Below are 15,614 nucleotides of genomic sequence, written 5' to 3'. Positions count from 1 at the left end.
CCGGCACGCCGTCACCATCACTGTCGGAATTGGAGCCTGGGTCAGTCCCATTGGCGACCTCCTGATCGTCCGGCACGCCGTCACCATCACTGTCGACGTTGGAGTTCGGATCCGTTCCGTTTATTGCTTCATCGCCATCCGACACACCATCACCATCCGAGTCAGGATTATCAGGATCCGTGCCCTGGTCGGCCTCCTGATCGTCAGATACGCCGTCACCATCGCTGTCGGTGTTGGAGTTAGGATCGGTTCCGTTGTCGACTTCGCGATCATCCGGCACACCATCACCGTCGGTGTCGGTATTGGAGTTCGGGTCTGTGCCGTTTGTTGCTTCATCGCCATCGGACACACCATCACCGTCCGAGTCAGGATTGTTGGGATCAGTGCCATTTGCGTTCTCATCCACATCGGAGACCCCATCTCCATCGCTATCGTCGGCGGTAGTACTGCTAAAGGTGTCGAACACCCCGCCAATAGTTAGCGTCGTTTCCGTAACAGTCGAGAAACTCCCGCTGGATGTATGTCGGACAGTGACGGCTTGACCGCTCGATATTGTTCCCGCTCCTGTGACGTAGCCACCTCCATTGATCGAGTAGCTGCCACCGCTAACCGAAATGCCTGCCGGACTGTTGATGCCACTCACTGTGATCTGGGCCGAGGTGATCGTCTCCGACAGAGCAACGTCCGTCTGGTCAGTGAATGTGAACGCATCGGGGCTTGTATCAATAGCAGCGTAACGCACGATAACAATACCGTTTCCGCCATCACGTCCGGTTAGCCAGCCGCAACCGCCACCACCTGGCCCAGGGACATACGTCCTCGCCTCGCAAGAAGCTCCAGCTGCATTAGCGGCATTGATTCCGGGACCGCCCTTGGCATAGAGGACCGGTGAACCCGTTATGTCAAATGACCGACCGGCGCCGCCTGCGCCGGTGCCAGCACCCCCTCCATCCGTGCCAGCGCCGCCAGCACCACCACCGCCGCCGCCGAATTGGCCGGGGGCGCCAGAAAAGCCGCCACCGGCATTCCCAAGAGGGTTGACACCTCCCGTCGAACGAACCAAAACCTGCTGGGCCACTCCAGCACCGCCACCGCCGCAGCCGAAATTGGTCGTCGTCCCGGAATTGGAGGTGGTATTTTGAGCTAGGTTGCAATTGTCGCCCTGAAGGCCGGAGCCACCGCCCGCAGCGCCGCCGCCTGCTGTGAAACTAAAAGCACTACTACCGGTGCCGGGCAGACCCGCATTAAAACCTGCCACGACCCTGCCAGCTCCTTGGCCCCCTGTACCGACCGTGATCGGGTAACTGCCTTGGGTCACCGCGCGGGAACCTTGAACTACACCACCGCTGCCGCCTCCACCAAGGCCGCCGCCGCCACCGCCGCCAACGATCAAAAAGTCCACGGTTCCGGCATTAGCGTTCGGCCATCCAAAAGTACCGCCCGAAGTAAACGTTCTCACGCAAAAGAGGTCGCCCGCGCTTTCGTAAGTGGTTAAGGTGCCTCCGGTTGCATTGCTACACCGAGCGTCTTGTGCATAGGCAGGAGTAGTAGTTGCAAGGCTGAGCAGCGCTACCAGGGCTAAGCCGAAAAAAGACCTCACGAACACCATCATCCTGCGCTTTCCTACCCCAAGGTTTCACCGACTTCGCTTCGGTTTTTTCTACTATCGGTATATCCGGGTGTTTGGGATTGTGGCTACCAACAGTGCGGAAAACCCAATAAATCAACGCTTTAGTACAAGCTAAGCGCCCTGGAAAAAGTGTACTCTTGAAGTAAACTGGAGGTTAGCGGGTGGCGCATCCGGATGGCATTTTGGCGGGTTAGGAGAAAGATAATGGGCTATGGCCTGCGGTCGACGAAAAGTATCGCGCATTGTGTGTGCCCCTCCCAAAAAAACAAACCTTGATTGAGATGAAACCTCCGGCAATGAATAGGTATCTGGCAGGCAAAAATATTCAGAGTATGTGTGATGTTCTGGATCTTGGCTTAGAGCAAGTACTATCCAGAGCAGAGGTGGCTGCAACCAAGGAGCCTATTAGTGGTCGAGTTTTCACGGCGGCTGAACTTGCCCGTGTGTATTCATCCGTCATTGCTGAATACAAGGGAGATGATGTGCATATCAGGGTTGCGAAGGGTTTTGTCGGCAACCCGCACGGACCCCACGAGATTTCGTTTTTGGTCAGCCAAAATTTGGGCCAAGCTTTAAATCGTATATCGCACACATTTTCGTGGATTGAACCGGTCGCTTGGGAAGTTCGCCAGACGCCCGAAACCCTTGAGATTTCAATCAAAGCAACGCACCCGGACTTCCCATTGAGCGGTTTTGTGGAAATCGCAGACTTCATATACCTCGTTGAAACATGCAGGTTTCATTCAGGGCAAAATCTATGCGCTCGCCGGATTCAGATTACCAGCGCTGTTCCCCATCAAGACGAGATTGCTAAAGAACTTGGATGCATCATAGAGGTGGGGGATTACAATCTACTGGTTTTCGATTCAAGCGCAGCCGATGTTCCACTGACACCGAATCATCCATTTCTAGGTGCTCAAATTGACAAGGAAATCGATTTTCGGGCGTCTCAAATATCTCAGTCCCAGTCTTTTATCGATGCCGTAATTGATTCGATCAAACAAAACGTGATGAACGACGTTTCTGCAGCATCGGTTGCCAAGTCCTTGAGCCTAAGCAAAAGAACCTTAGAGCGGCGTTTAGCCGAGCATGGAACCACTTTTAGAAAGGTATTGGACAAGGTTCGCTATGAACTAGCTTTGGAATATCTTGGTTACTCGAATTATACGCTGGCAGAAGTGGGCTATCTAACGGGTTTCACCCAGCATAACTCTTTCCTGCGGGCGTTTAAGCGTTGGCGCGGTGAAACGCCTGGAGAATACAGGAAATCGCTTTCAAGAGAGCCGCGAACCCTACCTGTGTAACGGTCTCTTGAAGTGACTCGGCCGTGGTAGCGAGGGCTGAGGGTGTTCGCGTTCGCGCCTACCTGCGAAGTTGACTTGCCAGTATCAGGCGAAACGCTCTCGCATAGTCTTCGATCGCAATAAATAGGCGGCGAAAACCACGTAGACCACATACTCTGTCAGCATGTGTTTCGAGCAGGGGTAAAAGCTCCGCAGTCAGCAGGAAATGACTCAAGTGATTGGTTTGCATCTGCGTATCGTAACCATCCACTGTCGCTTCATCCGGTGTCGCCATGATGCCTGCGTTGTTCGCAAGACAGTAGATGGCGTCGTATCGGTTCTTAATCTCCTCGGCGGCGCTGCGGACGCTTGCGAAATTCTGCAAGTCGCATTCGATGGTCACAAAGTTACCATCAGGCACGGCGTCCTTGAGGGAGCCCAACATGGCGTCGACACGTTTTGACGGTCGATTCAGTAAAACCGCTTCGCCCCCCAGTTCGGCAACCGTGCGAGCCGCCACGAAGCCTGTCCCGCTGGTGGTACCCGTAATCACGAAAACCTTGTCAGTGAGATCGGGAAGCCTTGCTTTGAACTGTGGAAAAAATTTTGTCTTGGGCATGCTTGGACCGTTGTTTTATTACTGTCTTTTGCGACGTTAGATAAAGCCGTGCAGCTCAATCTAATCCTGATCGCCTCTGCAGGCACTCGGCAAGCGCGCCACGATAATTGGCATCTACGCCAAAGGGTCTAATCTAATGAGCCAATCCCCATCCACGCCGCTAGTGCGGCGCGTATCGCCAAGTTAACCGACCCGACTTAATACAGCCGGCACATGAGCACCTATAAACGCCAGCGATTCCCGCCCAATATCATTTCCTATGCTGTCTGGCTCTATTATCGCTTCAATAGCTGTGGTGTGCTGTGCATCAGCACGGCGAAGTAGTTGATGTCTACCTGCAGGGAAGGCCCAAGATTTACTCGCAGAATTATCGTGATCTCAGGATAAGTGCGTTCGTTGAGTGGAGTGTGGTGGTTGCGTGAAGCCAGAGAATAGATTTTCTTGGTCTCAAGAATTTAGCTTGTCGATCCTGAGGATTACGCCTTCATACGAGGGTGACTTGCCAGTGCCACCGTAGGATATAGTGGGCAGGAATTTGGAATAGAGCATAGCCGATATGCACTCAAAGAAAGAATCACTCCTTAAACGCTGGCACAGTTTTCGTGCTGACCCTGAAAAATGTGGCGACAAATGGCGCGGGCAATATTGGAAAGAGCAGGACGATTATCGAATCATAAGTTGTCGGGATTGTCGTAGCTTCAATCAACAGAAAAGCGAGTGCAGCATAAATTTCGGTACACCCTTGCGAAAATGTGTCGTTTCAAGCATCGAGGCTCATTTTAACAATTGCCGGGGACAGGATGTTCTGGAAATTGGATACGGGCGTTTTAAACTCGCCAAAAATCTGATCCAGCGAAGTGGTGGTACATGGACCGGGATAGAGCCTCGTCGCCCGAAGAATGAAAAATCGGTCCTTGGGAAAGGAGGTTACGGCCACGCCACTGAAATTCCGTTTCCAGAGAATACTTTCGACAGGGTGTTCGCGGTTCAATCGGTTGAACACTGGGGCCAGAGGGCGGGCGGCGTGCGAGAGCCGTCCTCCTACGCTGATTGTTTTGCCGAAATTAATCGTGTTCTAAAGCCTGGTGGCAGTGTGTATCTCGATGCACCGGTACATTTTCATGGCAATGAAATGTTCATTATGGGTGATACGGAGAAACTACAAGGCTTTTTTTCAAATGATCAATGGGCAAACGTAAAAATTGAAAAATGGCGCGAAGATTATTACCCACTCGAGCGCTACACGCCGGCTGAAAATGAATTCAGGGATTGGCCAATAGAAATCACCAGCTATTCGGAAGGACACGTTGCAGAAGCAAAAGCTAATGGTGTTGTCTGGCTAATAACGTTGGTGGCAGAAAAGACGGCGCTAATGTCATGAACTACCCTCACGCTCACCCCCATCCACGCCACTAGCTCGGAGGGTGCTGCCAGGGTAACGAATTCAGTTATGTACATTCGGCGAACGGCAAGCAACGTTATCGAGATCTTAGGGTGAGTGCGTTCAACGAATGGCGTAGGGTAGTTGCTTGAGAGCAGAGAGCAGATTCTTTAACCGTACACGACGAAACGTACTCCGAATGCAAATATGGTTTGAAATAACTTCGTCTTACGTTATTGCGCTGTCCACCCACCACCCACCACCCACCACCCACCACCCACCTTCAGGCTAGTGCCGGTAGTCATCGCATATCGCTTACTTGCCAAGAAGAGAACCGCTTCGGCTACATCTGTTGTTTGGCCGAGTTTGCCCATCGGAATTTTTGCTAATACTTCGGCTGACAACCGCGGGTCGTCCAGCATCGGCTTTGGCGTGGGTGTCTCGATGAACGTTGGCGCAACTGAAGTGACGCGGACCCCGATGGGGCGACAGCAGATGCCTTCATCAATCCCTCGATGCTGTGTTTTGTCATGCAGTAAACACTTCGAGTGTCATAGGCAGGATGGAGGCGGTATTGGGTCATTTGAGTGGATCTCCATCTGCAAGCGACTTGGCCGCCTGGGATGGTTCAGTGGGGCAGTTGAGTAATCATAAGTTTGGTCGAATAAATTGAGGTATCTTGTTCCTCCGCGAATGGTGTTAGGCCAGCTCAAGCGCAGATGAGAAAAATCTGCCCCGGATTGCGCGGCAACAATGCGAGACTAGCGGCATGCGAACCTTTATCATTCCTGAAAAGTGCGCTGCACAGCTTGAAACAAAGAGCAGCGACAAAACCGTATTCCTGCACGCGTTGTATAGGGCGATTGTTCCCCGTGGCTAAACCGGTGGACCGCGTCAACTTTGCGATTACCACGGGCGTACTGATTTCCGTATCGATTCCCCTACTGCTATTACCCGAGGCAAGCTCGCGGGTGCTGCTCAGCACATACGACTGGATAGCCGTTCATTTCGGATGGCTCTACTTGCTCACCGGGGCGGCCGCGCTGGGCTTCTTGTTGTGGATCGCCTTCGGCCGTTTTGGCACCGTTTGTCTTGGCGATGAGGCGCCAGAGTTCTCGTTACTGAGCTGGGCCGCTATGTTATTCAGCGCGGGCGTTGGCGCGGGACTCATGTATTGGGCGGCGATTGAGTGGGCATCATATTTCTCCGCGCCGCCGTTTGCGGCAGAGCCTCATTCAGCGGAAGCCGCCGCATGGGCCTCTGCCTACGGACTTCACCATTGGGGGCTCGTGGCTTGGGCATTGTACTGCGTACCGACCCTGGCGATTGCCTACCCTTTTTATGTTCGTAAAGTGCCGCATCTCAAGTACAGCATCGCCTTCGATTATTGGCTCGCGGGGCGCGAAACCAGCCCCGTTGCACGGTTTTTAGATAGTCTTTTTATGATTGCGCTGATCGGCGGCGCGGGCTCCTCTTTGGGGTTCTCTACGCCCCTGATTGCGGCGCTGGTGGCCCGATTGCTAGGTACAGAACCTGGCTTCGGCATGGAAATGGCGGTTGTAGCTGCATGCGTTGTTCTATTTGCTGGCAGCGTATACTTGGGTCTTAGCCGCGGGATTCGTCGCTTGTCAGATCTTAATATGGGCTTAGCGTTTGCGCTGCTCGCGCTTGTTCTGTTCCTTGGCGACACTTTGTTCCTTCTTGATACCGCGGTTAACGCGGTTGGCCACAGCCTCCAGAACTTCATTCGCATGACGCTGTGGACCGACCCCTTTGATGACTCCGGCTTTGTACGTGATTGGACGATATTTTACTGGGCGTGGTGGGTGGCCTACGGCCCCTTTGTGGGTCTTTTTGTTACCCGAATATCTCGCGGCCGCAGCTTGCGTGGGGTCGTTCTCGGCATGCTTGGTTTCGGATCAGCGGGCTGTTGGCTGTTCTATATGATTCTTGGTAATCACGGACTGGGCCTACAATGGTCCGGCGAAATCGACCTGGTAGCGATCATGGCCGCCAGCGACGGCAACCAGGCAATTATTGCGGGGCTGGACGCACTTCCGGCGTCAGCGCTTGTGATCGCACTGCTGTGCCTGGTGAGCACAATCTTTTGCGCCACGACCTATGATTCGGCCTCGTACACCTTGGCGGCCGGTGCGACTAAATCTATGCATCCCAGCGAGGACCCGGCGCGATGGCACCGGCTGTTTTGGGCTTTTGCTATTGCCATCCTGCCAATTTCGCTCATGTACATTGGCGGAATACGAGAGGCGCAAACAGCTGTGCTGGTCGTTTCTTTGCCACTGCTCTTTACCTTATGGCTGTCGGGGGTAGCGCTCTTGAAGTCCCTTGAGCGAGACTCGCTTGAGTTGAGAAAAACTCAGTTGTCCTAGAGTATTCATAGCTTGTGGTTTACAGGCGTTTTGGCGAGTCTCTTTAGGATATTAAGAACAACAGGGACCTACGATGAAATGTAAATTGCACCCATCTTTTCTCGCGCATCCACAGTCCGTCGGTTTCCCGAGGCGGCCTCTCGTTCAGGCCCTTCGCCGAACCCTGGCGTTCCCGCTGGTGGCATCGTCGCTATCAGTGCCTATGGCGCTTGCACAGGACGAGGGGGCCAGTGGTGCCCGGCTGGAGGAGGTTCTGGTCACGGCTCAGAAGCGTTCGGAGAGCCTTCAGGATGTGCCGATAAGTGTGCAGGCCCTTGGATCTGCGGAGCTCGATCGTCTTAATATCAACGGGTTTTCAGAATACGTGCAGCAATTGCCCTCGGTTTCCTTTGCTCAGCGTCGGCCGGGGCAGGCCAGCCTGTTCATGCGCGGCGTGTCCGAGGGAGGGAATGGAAACCAGTCATTACAGGGTCCCTCAGTGGCCATTTACTTAGACAACCAGCCAGTGACGGCTATTGGTTTTAACTTAGACCCGCACATCTATGACGTCGAGCGTATAGAGGTTCTGATGGGCCCTCAGGGCACTCTCTACGGAGCGGCATCACAGTCAGGCACGTTGCGGATTGTTACCCAAAAACCATCTACTGAGGCCTTTGAGGCGGGATTGGACCTCACTGCAGAGACAATCAGTAATGGTGGCGAAAGTTATATGGTCGAAGGCTTCGTCAATGTTCCGGTTTCAGAGCGGGTTGCCCTGCGCGTGGCTGCGTGGTGGGACGATGATGGCGGGTTTATTGATGCGGTGGAGGATACGATTTCTTTCCCGCTCTCGGGAATCACCCGAGGGAATGCGGGTTTTGTGGAAGATGATTTTAATCAGGCCACCAAGCAGGGTTTGCGCGCAGCCCTTGGGGTTGACCTTTCAGATCGCTGGACGGCGACGGCCTCGGTATCGCATCAGCGTCTCGAAGCCGATGGGATCTGGGATCATGACCCTGATGAGCTTGGCGATTTTAAGGTAGGTCGTTTCTTCGATGACCGTCAGGAAGATGAGTGGACCCAGTTTGCGCTGACGGTCGAGGGTGATCTTGGCTTTGCTGATCTGACCTACGCAGGCTCCTACCTGGATCGTGAATTTGAGTCTTACAGTGACTACTCGCACTACTCCATCGATGGTTTCGTGGAGCCTTACTACACCTGCTATGTGTCCTATTTTGGGCCGTGTGTTGATCCCAGTATTCAATACTCAAATTTCAGCGATATGAGCTATGAGACTCATGAGTTGCGTCTGGCAAGCCCCGGCGATGGCCGCTTGAACTGGGTGGGTGGTGTCTTCTACAGCGAAGTCGAAACAGCCTTCGACAGTCGGTGGTCCATCCCTCCCATAAACCCCGGCGCCGCCGTTGAGGATGATCTTTACTTTCAGACCGATCAGGTCCGTGTAGATCGCGAAACCGCGGTGTTTGGCGAGATCTACTACGACTTCACGGACGCTTGGCAACTGACCGTGGGTTATCGCTATTTTGATAACGAAACCACCCTCGATGGCTTTGTCGGCACCATTTTTTTCCCGGACTGTTGCTTCGCTTTCAGTCCTGAGCGCCCGCCGGACAATGTTGCCAGTGAATTCAATGGCAACGACGGTACTGGCAAAATCAGCTTGAGTTACACCCTGTCTGATGACGCCATGGTTTACGGAACGGTAGCGGAGGGGTATCGACCTGGGGGTGTCAACCGATCTCCCGGGGTAGGCGAAACCTACGAGGCAGATTTCCTAACCAGCTATGAGTTCGGATGGAAAAGCGAATGGCTTGATGGACGATTGCGTTTAAATGGCGCGGTTTACTTCATGGAATGGGACGATGTGCAGATTGGATTTTTCAATCCTGATATTTCCTTGCTCGGACTGGTTGACAATGTCGGAGCCGCTGAAAGTTCGGGCATCGAGCTCGACGTTAACTGGCTGGTGTCAGATTCGTTGGATTTCCGCCTGACCTATGCAGGGAATAACGCCGAACTAACAGAAGACTATTTCGCGCGCTCTGACAGCATTGAACCGGATGCAGAAACGGGGCAGGACCTGCCCTTCACGCCGGACAACAAGTTTACTCTCACAGGGCGTTACAGCTTTCAGCTTGCGAATTTCGATAGCGCATTGCAGGTTAACTACACTTACACCGATGAACAGTGGAACGATATTTTTCTTAGTAACCGGGAGAAAATGGACGACTATGCCTTGCTAAACGCCAGCTTACGCATAGAGGCCGGTCGCTGGCACGCATCGCTGTTTGGTTCAAATTTGACTGACGAAGTCGCGGAACTCTATATCAACAACGCAGATATTGAGCGATTGATTACCGTCAATCAGCCAAGGACCTTTGGCGTAAGTTTCGGGATGAGCTTCGACTGAGTAGGCTCTCGTGACCAGTACGCCTTCGGTGCCAGAGGGTTTGCCGGCACCCTTGTCTCAGGCATCCAAGCTCATCGGTGAGGGTGCACTAGGCAAGGCCGAGGGTGTGCTTAGGGTTTTTGTGCATGATCATCCTGAGGACGTAAACGGCATCCGCCTTCTCGGCGAAGTTGGTTTAGCGCTGGGTGCTTTGCGAGATGCTGAGAACCTTCTTTCTCGCGCGGTGGAACTCGCTCCCGATTACAATGCTGCCCGCTTCGCCTACGCCAATGCCCTTTATCGCAGGCATCGCTACGAGGAGTCGCTTAAGGAGCTTGGGCGACTCCTTGCGCAGGAGCCTGATAATCCTGCGTGGCGCACTCTGCAAGCAGCAAACCTTGTGGACCTAAATGAACATCACAAGGCGCTACCAGTGCTCGAAGGGATTATTGAAAATCATCCCGAGTACCGGCAGGCGTGGCTAAGCTATGGTCATGCGCAGCGTGCTCTGGGTGAAACGGAGCTGGCCATTGAGGCCTATGAGCAATGTATCGAACTTAGTTCAGGTGTGGGTGAGGCGTACTGGTCTTTAGCCAACCTCAAGACATATCGGTTTAGCGCGGCGCAGATAGAAGCCATGGAGGCTTTACTTAGCAGCGATAACTGCGACTTCCGGGATTACTATCACGCGTTGTTTGCTTTAGGAAAGGCTCGGGAAGATGCGGGTGAGCATAAAAAGGCGATGGCGGCCTACCTCAAGGGCAACCAGGTACGGGGCCGTCAGGTACCGTGGGATATCGATGGTTTTGAGCGCGATAGCCGGCAGATTATGGATTTTTTTGACCCGGTTTTTTTTGCCGATCGAGAGGGTTGGGGGGCAGCGGATACCTCGCCCATCTTTGTTGTGGGACTGCCAAGGGCGGGGTCAACTCTTGTGGAGCAGATCCTTGCCAGTCATTCACAGGTTGAGGGTACCGCTGAGCTTGCGGATATCATTGCCATTGCCCGGGACCTTTCCGGTAAGCGCCGCCAGCGGGACGCCTCGCTCTACCCCGGGTCTCTTGCGGAGCTTGAAGCGGCCGACGTACAAATGCTGGGTGAGCGGTATATTCAGGGGACACAAAAACAGCGGCTGACTGATTCGCCGTTTTTTGTGGACAAGATGCCCAACAATTTTTCCCATGTAGGGCTGATTCATTTGATTTTGCCGCACGCCAAGATTATAGATGCGCGCCGTCACCCCTTGGATTGCTGCTTTAGCGCCTTCAAGCAGTTGTTCGCAGCGGGGCAGGGATTTAGCTATGGACTTCAGCGTATAGGTCACTATTACCGTTGGTATTGTGAAACTATGGCGCATTGGGACGAGGTGCTTCCCGGACGGGTGCACCGGGTGCATCACGAGCGTCTGCTGGACGACTTTGAAGGGGAGGTGCGTCGCCTTCTTGGTTATTGTGACCTTCCCTTCGAGGAGCAGTGTCTCAGCTTCCATGAGACTCGGCGTCGTGTTCGCACCGCGAGTTCCGAACAGGTCCGCCAGCCCATCAATCGCGATGGGATGGGTCGTTGGGAACCTTACGCTGAATGGCTAGGGCCCCTGCGCGAGGCGTTGGGTCCGGCACTGAAGGCCTATCCCGGGGATTAAGTGTTTTACAGGTTGCGCCTGTTAGTCCGGCGCAAGACTTGTATCCGCTGCTATTTCAACAAGGAGCCAACTTCTCAGTGCCGCGAGCTTTGGTGTTTCCCAACGCTCTGGTCGCGCAACAAGATGCCAGGAATTTGGGTTTTTTACTTTAGCACCTGCAATAGGCTCCACCAGTGTCCCTGCCTTGAGACGCTTATCGATGTACGGTTCCTGCCCCAGCATGATGCCCATGCCGCTTTCGGCGCTGTTGATGGCTACCTCATAGCTCTCAAGCTGAAGGCTCCCCACGAGCCCCTCCGGGCCAAGTCCAACGCCTTTAAACCAGTTTAACCAGTCGTCGGATGAGGGATATACCTGAAGAAGCGGCTTGCCTACGATGTCTGCCGGCGTTTCGAGGGGGCCTTCGTTTTGGAGAAACTCGGGGCTACAAGCAGGCCGCATGTGTGACGTGAAAAGAAATTGCGCTGATAGGCTAGGCGGCGGGTTGCCAATGACGATGGCGGCATCAATGTCATTATGCGCGAGATCTGCATCGCTTTGGTTGGTGTGCAGGCGTACTTGGAGAGCAGGAAAAGCCTCTTGAAACTTGGCAAGACGGGGAAGTAGCCAACGAATAGCAAAGGTTGCATACACTTGAAGTGTGATGACATCGCGGCTTTGCCGTTCCATGACAAGATTGGTGGCGTCTGCAATAGCATTAAACGCGGAGCGCAGCGCTGGGTAGTAAAGCTCTCCTTTACTCGTAAGCTCAACGCCCCGGGCCTTGCGTAAAAAAAGCGATGCGCCCAACTGCGACTCGAGAGCTTTTATCTGGTGGCTGATCGCTGACTGCGATACGCACAGCTCCTCTGCCGCTCTTTTAAGGCTTAAGTGCCTGGCAGCCGCCTCAAAGGCGCGCAAGGAGTTCAGTGAGGGCATGCGTGGCCGCGACGCCTTTTTTTTCATACCTTCTCGGCTCTCTGATTTGCTGCGGACAGCTGTGTCTGGAGTTTAGCAAATCTCACCTTTGCGGAAATAAAATCTGCTTGTCGCCCCAGCTGCAGAATTGTCACTATGTGAACTCTGGTAGACGAGTTGATTTCCATGAACAGCGAGCAACCGATAGCTTACATATCAGCGGGTGGAGCCGGCATCGGTCTGACCATCGCCAGACAGCTTCGTGCTGATGGCTACCGCTGCTATGTATGCGATATTGACGCCACGGCCGTAGACAGATTTAACTTAGAGTTCGGTAGCGGGTCAGCTACCGTCTGCGACGTTGGCGATGCTGCGGAAGTAGATCGCACGCTCGATCTACTATTTGAAAGCGTAAGCAGAGTGGACGTGCTGGTCAACAACGCAGGCATTGCGGGCCCGACGGCCCCCGTTGATGAACTGAGTGTTGAGGGGTGGCAGCAGACCCTCGATGTCGACTTGAGCGCGCAGTTTTACGTCACGCGCCGCGTGGTGCCACTCATGAAACGTGCGAATAGCGGCTGTATTATCAATGTGTCTTCAAATGCCGGACAGCACGGGTTTCCTTTGCGGTCGCCTTACGTCGCGGCAAAGTGGGCGCTCATTGGACTGGCTAAGACTTGGGCTATGGAACTCGGGCGCTGGAACATTCGGGTAAATGCGTTATGCCCTGGCAGCGTCAATGGACCTCGTATTGATCGTGTGATTGAGCGTGACGCGCAGGAGCGAGGACTTTCCAGCGAAAGTGTACGTGCGGTCTACGAACGGCAGAGCTCTTTACGAACTTTTATCGAGGGCAGTGACGTCGCTGCGATGGTCAGTCTCCTTGCAAGTGAGGCGGGGCAGCGTATCTCGGGACAGGCGATTGCTATCGATGGCCATACGGAGGGCCTCACTAACTGGCTCGATGACTGAAGGGCGCTTAACGTTCAAGGGAAATATAAAAGGTGATTCTATGAAGGCAGCATGGTTTGAGAGGTTTGGCAGTGCGGCGGAGGCTCTGTCGCTGGGCGATCTGCCTACGCCCACACCCCAGGCAGGAGAGGTTCTCGTGCGGCTTGCCACGACGGGTGTGAACCCTTCGGATGTGAAGAAGCGCGCCGGCGCCTTCCCGAACCTGCTCGATGACGGACTGGTTATTCCTCACAGCGATGGCGCTGGTGTTATCGAGGCGGTGGGCGAGGGCGTAGCGACGGAAAGGGTGGGTGAGCGAGTTTTTGTTTACGAGGCGCAATATGGCCGTCGCTTCGGCACAGCAGCGGAATATGTTGCCGTGCCAAGCGTGCGCGCGCCGATGCTTCCTGATAGCGCTTCTTTTGCGGTGGGAGCATGTATCGGCATACCGATGATGACAGCGCATCGCTGCGTACTCGCCGATGGTGATGTGGCTGGGCAACTGGTGCTGGTAACCGGGGGCGCAGGTCGCGTAGGTTACTATGCAATTCAGTGGGCGTGTCGTAATGGTGCGAAGGTCCTTGCGACGGCAAGTAACGATGATGATGCCGCGCTTTGCCGAGCCCTGGGTGCAGAGAAGGTGGTCAATCATCAACAGGAGGGCTGGGGGCAGGAGTTGCTGGAGCACACTCGCGGTGCACGGATCGATCGTGTTATCGATGTGGAGTTTGGCGCCAATGTTTCAGAGATTCTCAGCTGTATACGTACCGGCGGCACCATCGCAACCTATTCGTCGACTGTTATCCCCGAGCCCGCATTGCCGTTCCGCAAAATGATGTTTATGGACCTTACGTTGCGAATGGTGCTCGTCTACGCCATGCCAGAGACCGCCAAAGCGTCAGCGGTGGCGCACACGCAAGCAGCACTTTCTGCAGAGCATTTGCGACACCGGATTGCCAAGGAGCTTCCCTTTGCTTCGATGCCGCTATCCCACGAACTTATTGAGGAAGGTGGCTGCGGTGGCTGCGTGGTGGTGTGCTGCGATACTTAACCATGACGACAAAGCCTACGAGCTTTTTTTTCTTGTGTTTAATGCTGGTCTCGTTATCGGCAACGTTGACAAGCTCCCCAAAATCGACTGTTGAGATCGGGAGTCGGGTTTACCGTGGGGCTTTGCTTGATAGTGGCATAGTCGCTTTCCGTGGCGTGCCGTACGCGCTACCCCCCGTCGGTGATCGTCGCTGGGCATTGCCGGAGCCCCTTCCAGATATGCGGCGTCGAACAGAGGTCGATGCTCGTGAGTTTGCTCCGGCGTGCATGCAGGGTAGCTCCGGAGTTGATTGGTATCACGGTCTCATGGACAGCGTGGGGGCTGACCCCGCTCTTTTCCCGGCGCCTACTTACGCAGAAGATTGCCTGTATTTAAATATCTGGACCGGGCTTGACGCTTCAGCCCCCAAGCCCGTGCTTGTCTATATTCATGGCGGGAGCAACACCGGTGGATGGAGCTACGAACCCAATTACCGTGGAGCAGCGCTAGCTGAGAAAGTGGTTGTTGTCTCCGTGGCGTATCGCTTGGGGGTGTTTGGGTTTCTTACCCATCCGTCCTCGCCGAATCGGAATTTTGCGCTCCATGACCTGGCTGTGGCGCTGAGTTGGATTAGGGATAACGTTGCAGCCTTCGGCGGTGATCCTGACAGGATTACTTTGATGGGAGAGTCTGCAGGTGCAGCCAATGCGAGCCATCTCATGGTGTCCCCTCTGAGTGCGGGAACTGCTCGAGGATTGATACACCAGAGTGCGGGTTGGCAGTTTGACGGGGTGGCTGATTTATCCGCTGCCATGGCCTTGGGTACGAAGCTCGAGGCAGTCCTCGTTCACGACGGTGGTGGCCTTGCTTCCATGCGTGAGGCAAGCGCTGACAGTGTGCTTGCCGCGGCAGGTGCAGTTTATCGGGACTTTTATTTCTCTCCTGTGCTGGATCCTGTGTCGCTGCCGCGGACGCTCGGCGAACTCGCTGCCGAGGGCGATTTGCCCGCATTTGATTTACTTGTTGGCAGTAACGCGGATGAGGCGCTCATGTACATTGAGCCCGGGGAAACGGTCAAAGGGTGGTTGGATGCCAGGAGGGTCGGTAGGCGTGACGCCGTTTTGGCGCAATTGGACGCAGAGACATCAGACCAGCAGCGTTTAAATGACCTCCGCTCCGCGGCGCAGTTTGCGTGTCCGAGCATGCGTTTTGCTGATGCGGTAGTTGCTACCGGCGGCAGAGTATTTATGTATCGGTTTGATCGTGTCAGAGATGGCTTTGAGGCAGTGGGTGCCTACCATGGCGCTGAGTTGCCCTACGTTTTTGATACCCATGACTATTGGCTCCCCACTAGTGCGGTTGATCGATCACTCACGCACCAGCTCTTAGAGTACTGGCTGAC

Annotated in this window: 11 protein-coding genes and 3 pseudogenes; 9 read left to right on the top strand and 5 right to left on the bottom strand. The window is 54.4% G+C overall.

What is annotated here, in order from left to right; translation table 11 throughout:
- A pseudogene (locus tag ACTG3T_RS05420) lies at positions 1-742 on the bottom strand (hypothetical protein); the annotation flags it as partial.
- A 51-nt stretch (positions 743-793) separates the two neighbouring features.
- A pseudogene (locus ACTG3T_RS05415) lies at positions 794-1,609 on the bottom strand (glycine-rich domain-containing protein); the annotation flags it as partial.
- A gap of 317 nt (positions 1,610-1,926) precedes the next feature.
- Here ACTG3T_RS05415 and ACTG3T_RS05410 point away from each other — a divergent pair.
- Entirely contained in the window at positions 1,927-2,934 is a 1,008-nt protein-coding gene (locus ACTG3T_RS05410) for a helix-turn-helix domain-containing protein (protein WP_439101245.1), read from the top strand.
- 58 nt (positions 2,935-2,992) lie between these two features.
- On the opposite strand, the gene ACTG3T_RS05405 is transcribed toward ACTG3T_RS05410, so the two are convergent.
- Entirely contained in the window at positions 2,993-3,532 is a 540-nt protein-coding gene (locus tag ACTG3T_RS05405; RefSeq protein ID WP_439101244.1) for an SDR family NAD(P)-dependent oxidoreductase, read from the bottom strand.
- A gap of 213 nt (positions 3,533-3,745) precedes the next feature.
- Here ACTG3T_RS05405 and ACTG3T_RS05400 point away from each other — a divergent pair.
- Positions 3,746-3,820, top strand: a pseudogene (locus tag ACTG3T_RS05400) (IS6 family transposase); the annotation flags it as partial.
- Between the two features lie 268 nt (positions 3,821-4,088).
- Entirely contained in the window at positions 4,089-4,913 is an 825-nt protein-coding gene (locus tag ACTG3T_RS05395) for a class I SAM-dependent methyltransferase (RefSeq protein ID WP_439101243.1), read from the top strand.
- 233 nt (positions 4,914-5,146) lie between these two features.
- Here the strand turns inward: ACTG3T_RS05395 and ACTG3T_RS05390 are convergent, their stop codons facing one another.
- Entirely contained in the window at positions 5,147-5,395 is a 249-nt protein-coding gene (locus ACTG3T_RS05390) for an SDR family oxidoreductase (RefSeq protein ID WP_439101246.1), read from the bottom strand.
- A gap of 390 nt (positions 5,396-5,785) precedes the next feature.
- Between ACTG3T_RS05390 and ACTG3T_RS05385 the strand changes: the two genes are divergently transcribed.
- From ACTG3T_RS05385 to ACTG3T_RS05375, 3 genes are all read left to right on the top strand, one after another.
- Positions 5,786-7,303 carry a BCCT family transporter gene (locus ACTG3T_RS05385; RefSeq protein ID WP_439101242.1) on the top strand — a complete coding sequence of 506 codons (1,518 nt, stop codon included), beginning with the start codon at positions 5,786-5,788 and terminating at the stop codon, positions 7,301-7,303.
- A 73-nt stretch (positions 7,304-7,376) separates the two neighbouring features.
- On the top strand, positions 7,377-9,713 hold the full coding sequence (locus tag ACTG3T_RS05380) for a TonB-dependent receptor (protein ID WP_439101241.1): 2,337 nt from the start codon (positions 7,377-7,379) through the stop codon (positions 9,711-9,713).
- A 10-nt stretch (positions 9,714-9,723) separates the two neighbouring features.
- Complete coding sequence (locus ACTG3T_RS05375) at positions 9,724-11,334, top strand: tetratricopeptide repeat-containing sulfotransferase family protein (protein WP_439101240.1); 1,611 nt, start codon at positions 9,724-9,726, stop codon at positions 11,332-11,334.
- A 21-nt stretch (positions 11,335-11,355) separates the two neighbouring features.
- Here ACTG3T_RS05375 and ACTG3T_RS05370 read toward each other — a convergent pair whose 3' ends face one another.
- Entirely contained in the window at positions 11,356-12,252 is an 897-nt protein-coding gene (locus tag ACTG3T_RS05370) for a LysR substrate-binding domain-containing protein (protein ID WP_439101239.1), read from the bottom strand.
- A 165-nt stretch (positions 12,253-12,417) separates the two neighbouring features.
- Between ACTG3T_RS05370 and ACTG3T_RS05365 the strand changes: the two genes are divergently transcribed.
- The 3 genes from ACTG3T_RS05365 to ACTG3T_RS05355 form a co-directional block, all read left to right on the top strand.
- A complete protein-coding gene (locus ACTG3T_RS05365) occupies positions 12,418-13,203 on the top strand; it encodes an SDR family oxidoreductase (protein ID WP_439101238.1) in 786 nt (261 codons plus the stop codon).
- 40 nt (positions 13,204-13,243) lie between these two features.
- Positions 13,244-14,233 carry an NADPH:quinone reductase gene (locus tag ACTG3T_RS05360; RefSeq protein ID WP_439101237.1) on the top strand — a complete coding sequence of 330 codons (990 nt, stop codon included), beginning with the start codon at positions 13,244-13,246 and terminating at the stop codon, positions 14,231-14,233.
- Positions 14,234-14,235: 2 nt separating this feature from the next.
- Positions 14,236-15,614 (top strand): carboxylesterase/lipase family protein (locus ACTG3T_RS05355; RefSeq protein ID WP_439101236.1); only part of this gene is annotated, 1,379 nt, incomplete at its 3' end.

The organism is Congregibacter sp., assembly GCF_965660375.1.
Taxonomy (GTDB): domain Bacteria; phylum Pseudomonadota; class Gammaproteobacteria; order Pseudomonadales; family Halieaceae; genus Congregibacter.
The sequence above is the reverse complement of the archived record's forward strand: the minus strand, read 5'-3'. Positions and strand labels throughout refer to the sequence as shown.

Bases quoted from the DNA above. Each gene is read 5' to 3' on its own strand.
- ACTG3T_RS05410 (WP_439101245.1), top strand. From the start codon at position 1,927: ATGAATAGGTATCTGGCAGGCAAAAATATTCAGAGTATGTGTGATGTT.
- ACTG3T_RS05405 (WP_439101244.1), bottom strand. From the start codon at position 3,532: ATGCCCAAGACAAAATTTTTTCCACAGTTCAAAGCAAGGCTTCCCGAT.
- ACTG3T_RS05395 (WP_439101243.1), top strand. From the start codon at position 4,089: ATGCACTCAAAGAAAGAATCACTCCTTAAACGCTGGCACAGTTTTCGT.
- ACTG3T_RS05380 (WP_439101241.1), top strand. From the start codon at position 7,377: ATGAAATGTAAATTGCACCCATCTTTTCTCGCGCATCCACAGTCCGTC.
- ACTG3T_RS05370 (WP_439101239.1), bottom strand. From the start codon at position 12,252: ATGCCCTCACTGAACTCCTTGCGCGCCTTTGAGGCGGCTGCCAGGCAC.
- ACTG3T_RS05365 (WP_439101238.1), top strand. From the start codon at position 12,418: ATGAACAGCGAGCAACCGATAGCTTACATATCAGCGGGTGGAGCCGGC.
- ACTG3T_RS05360 (WP_439101237.1), top strand. From the start codon at position 13,244: ATGAAGGCAGCATGGTTTGAGAGGTTTGGCAGTGCGGCGGAGGCTCTG.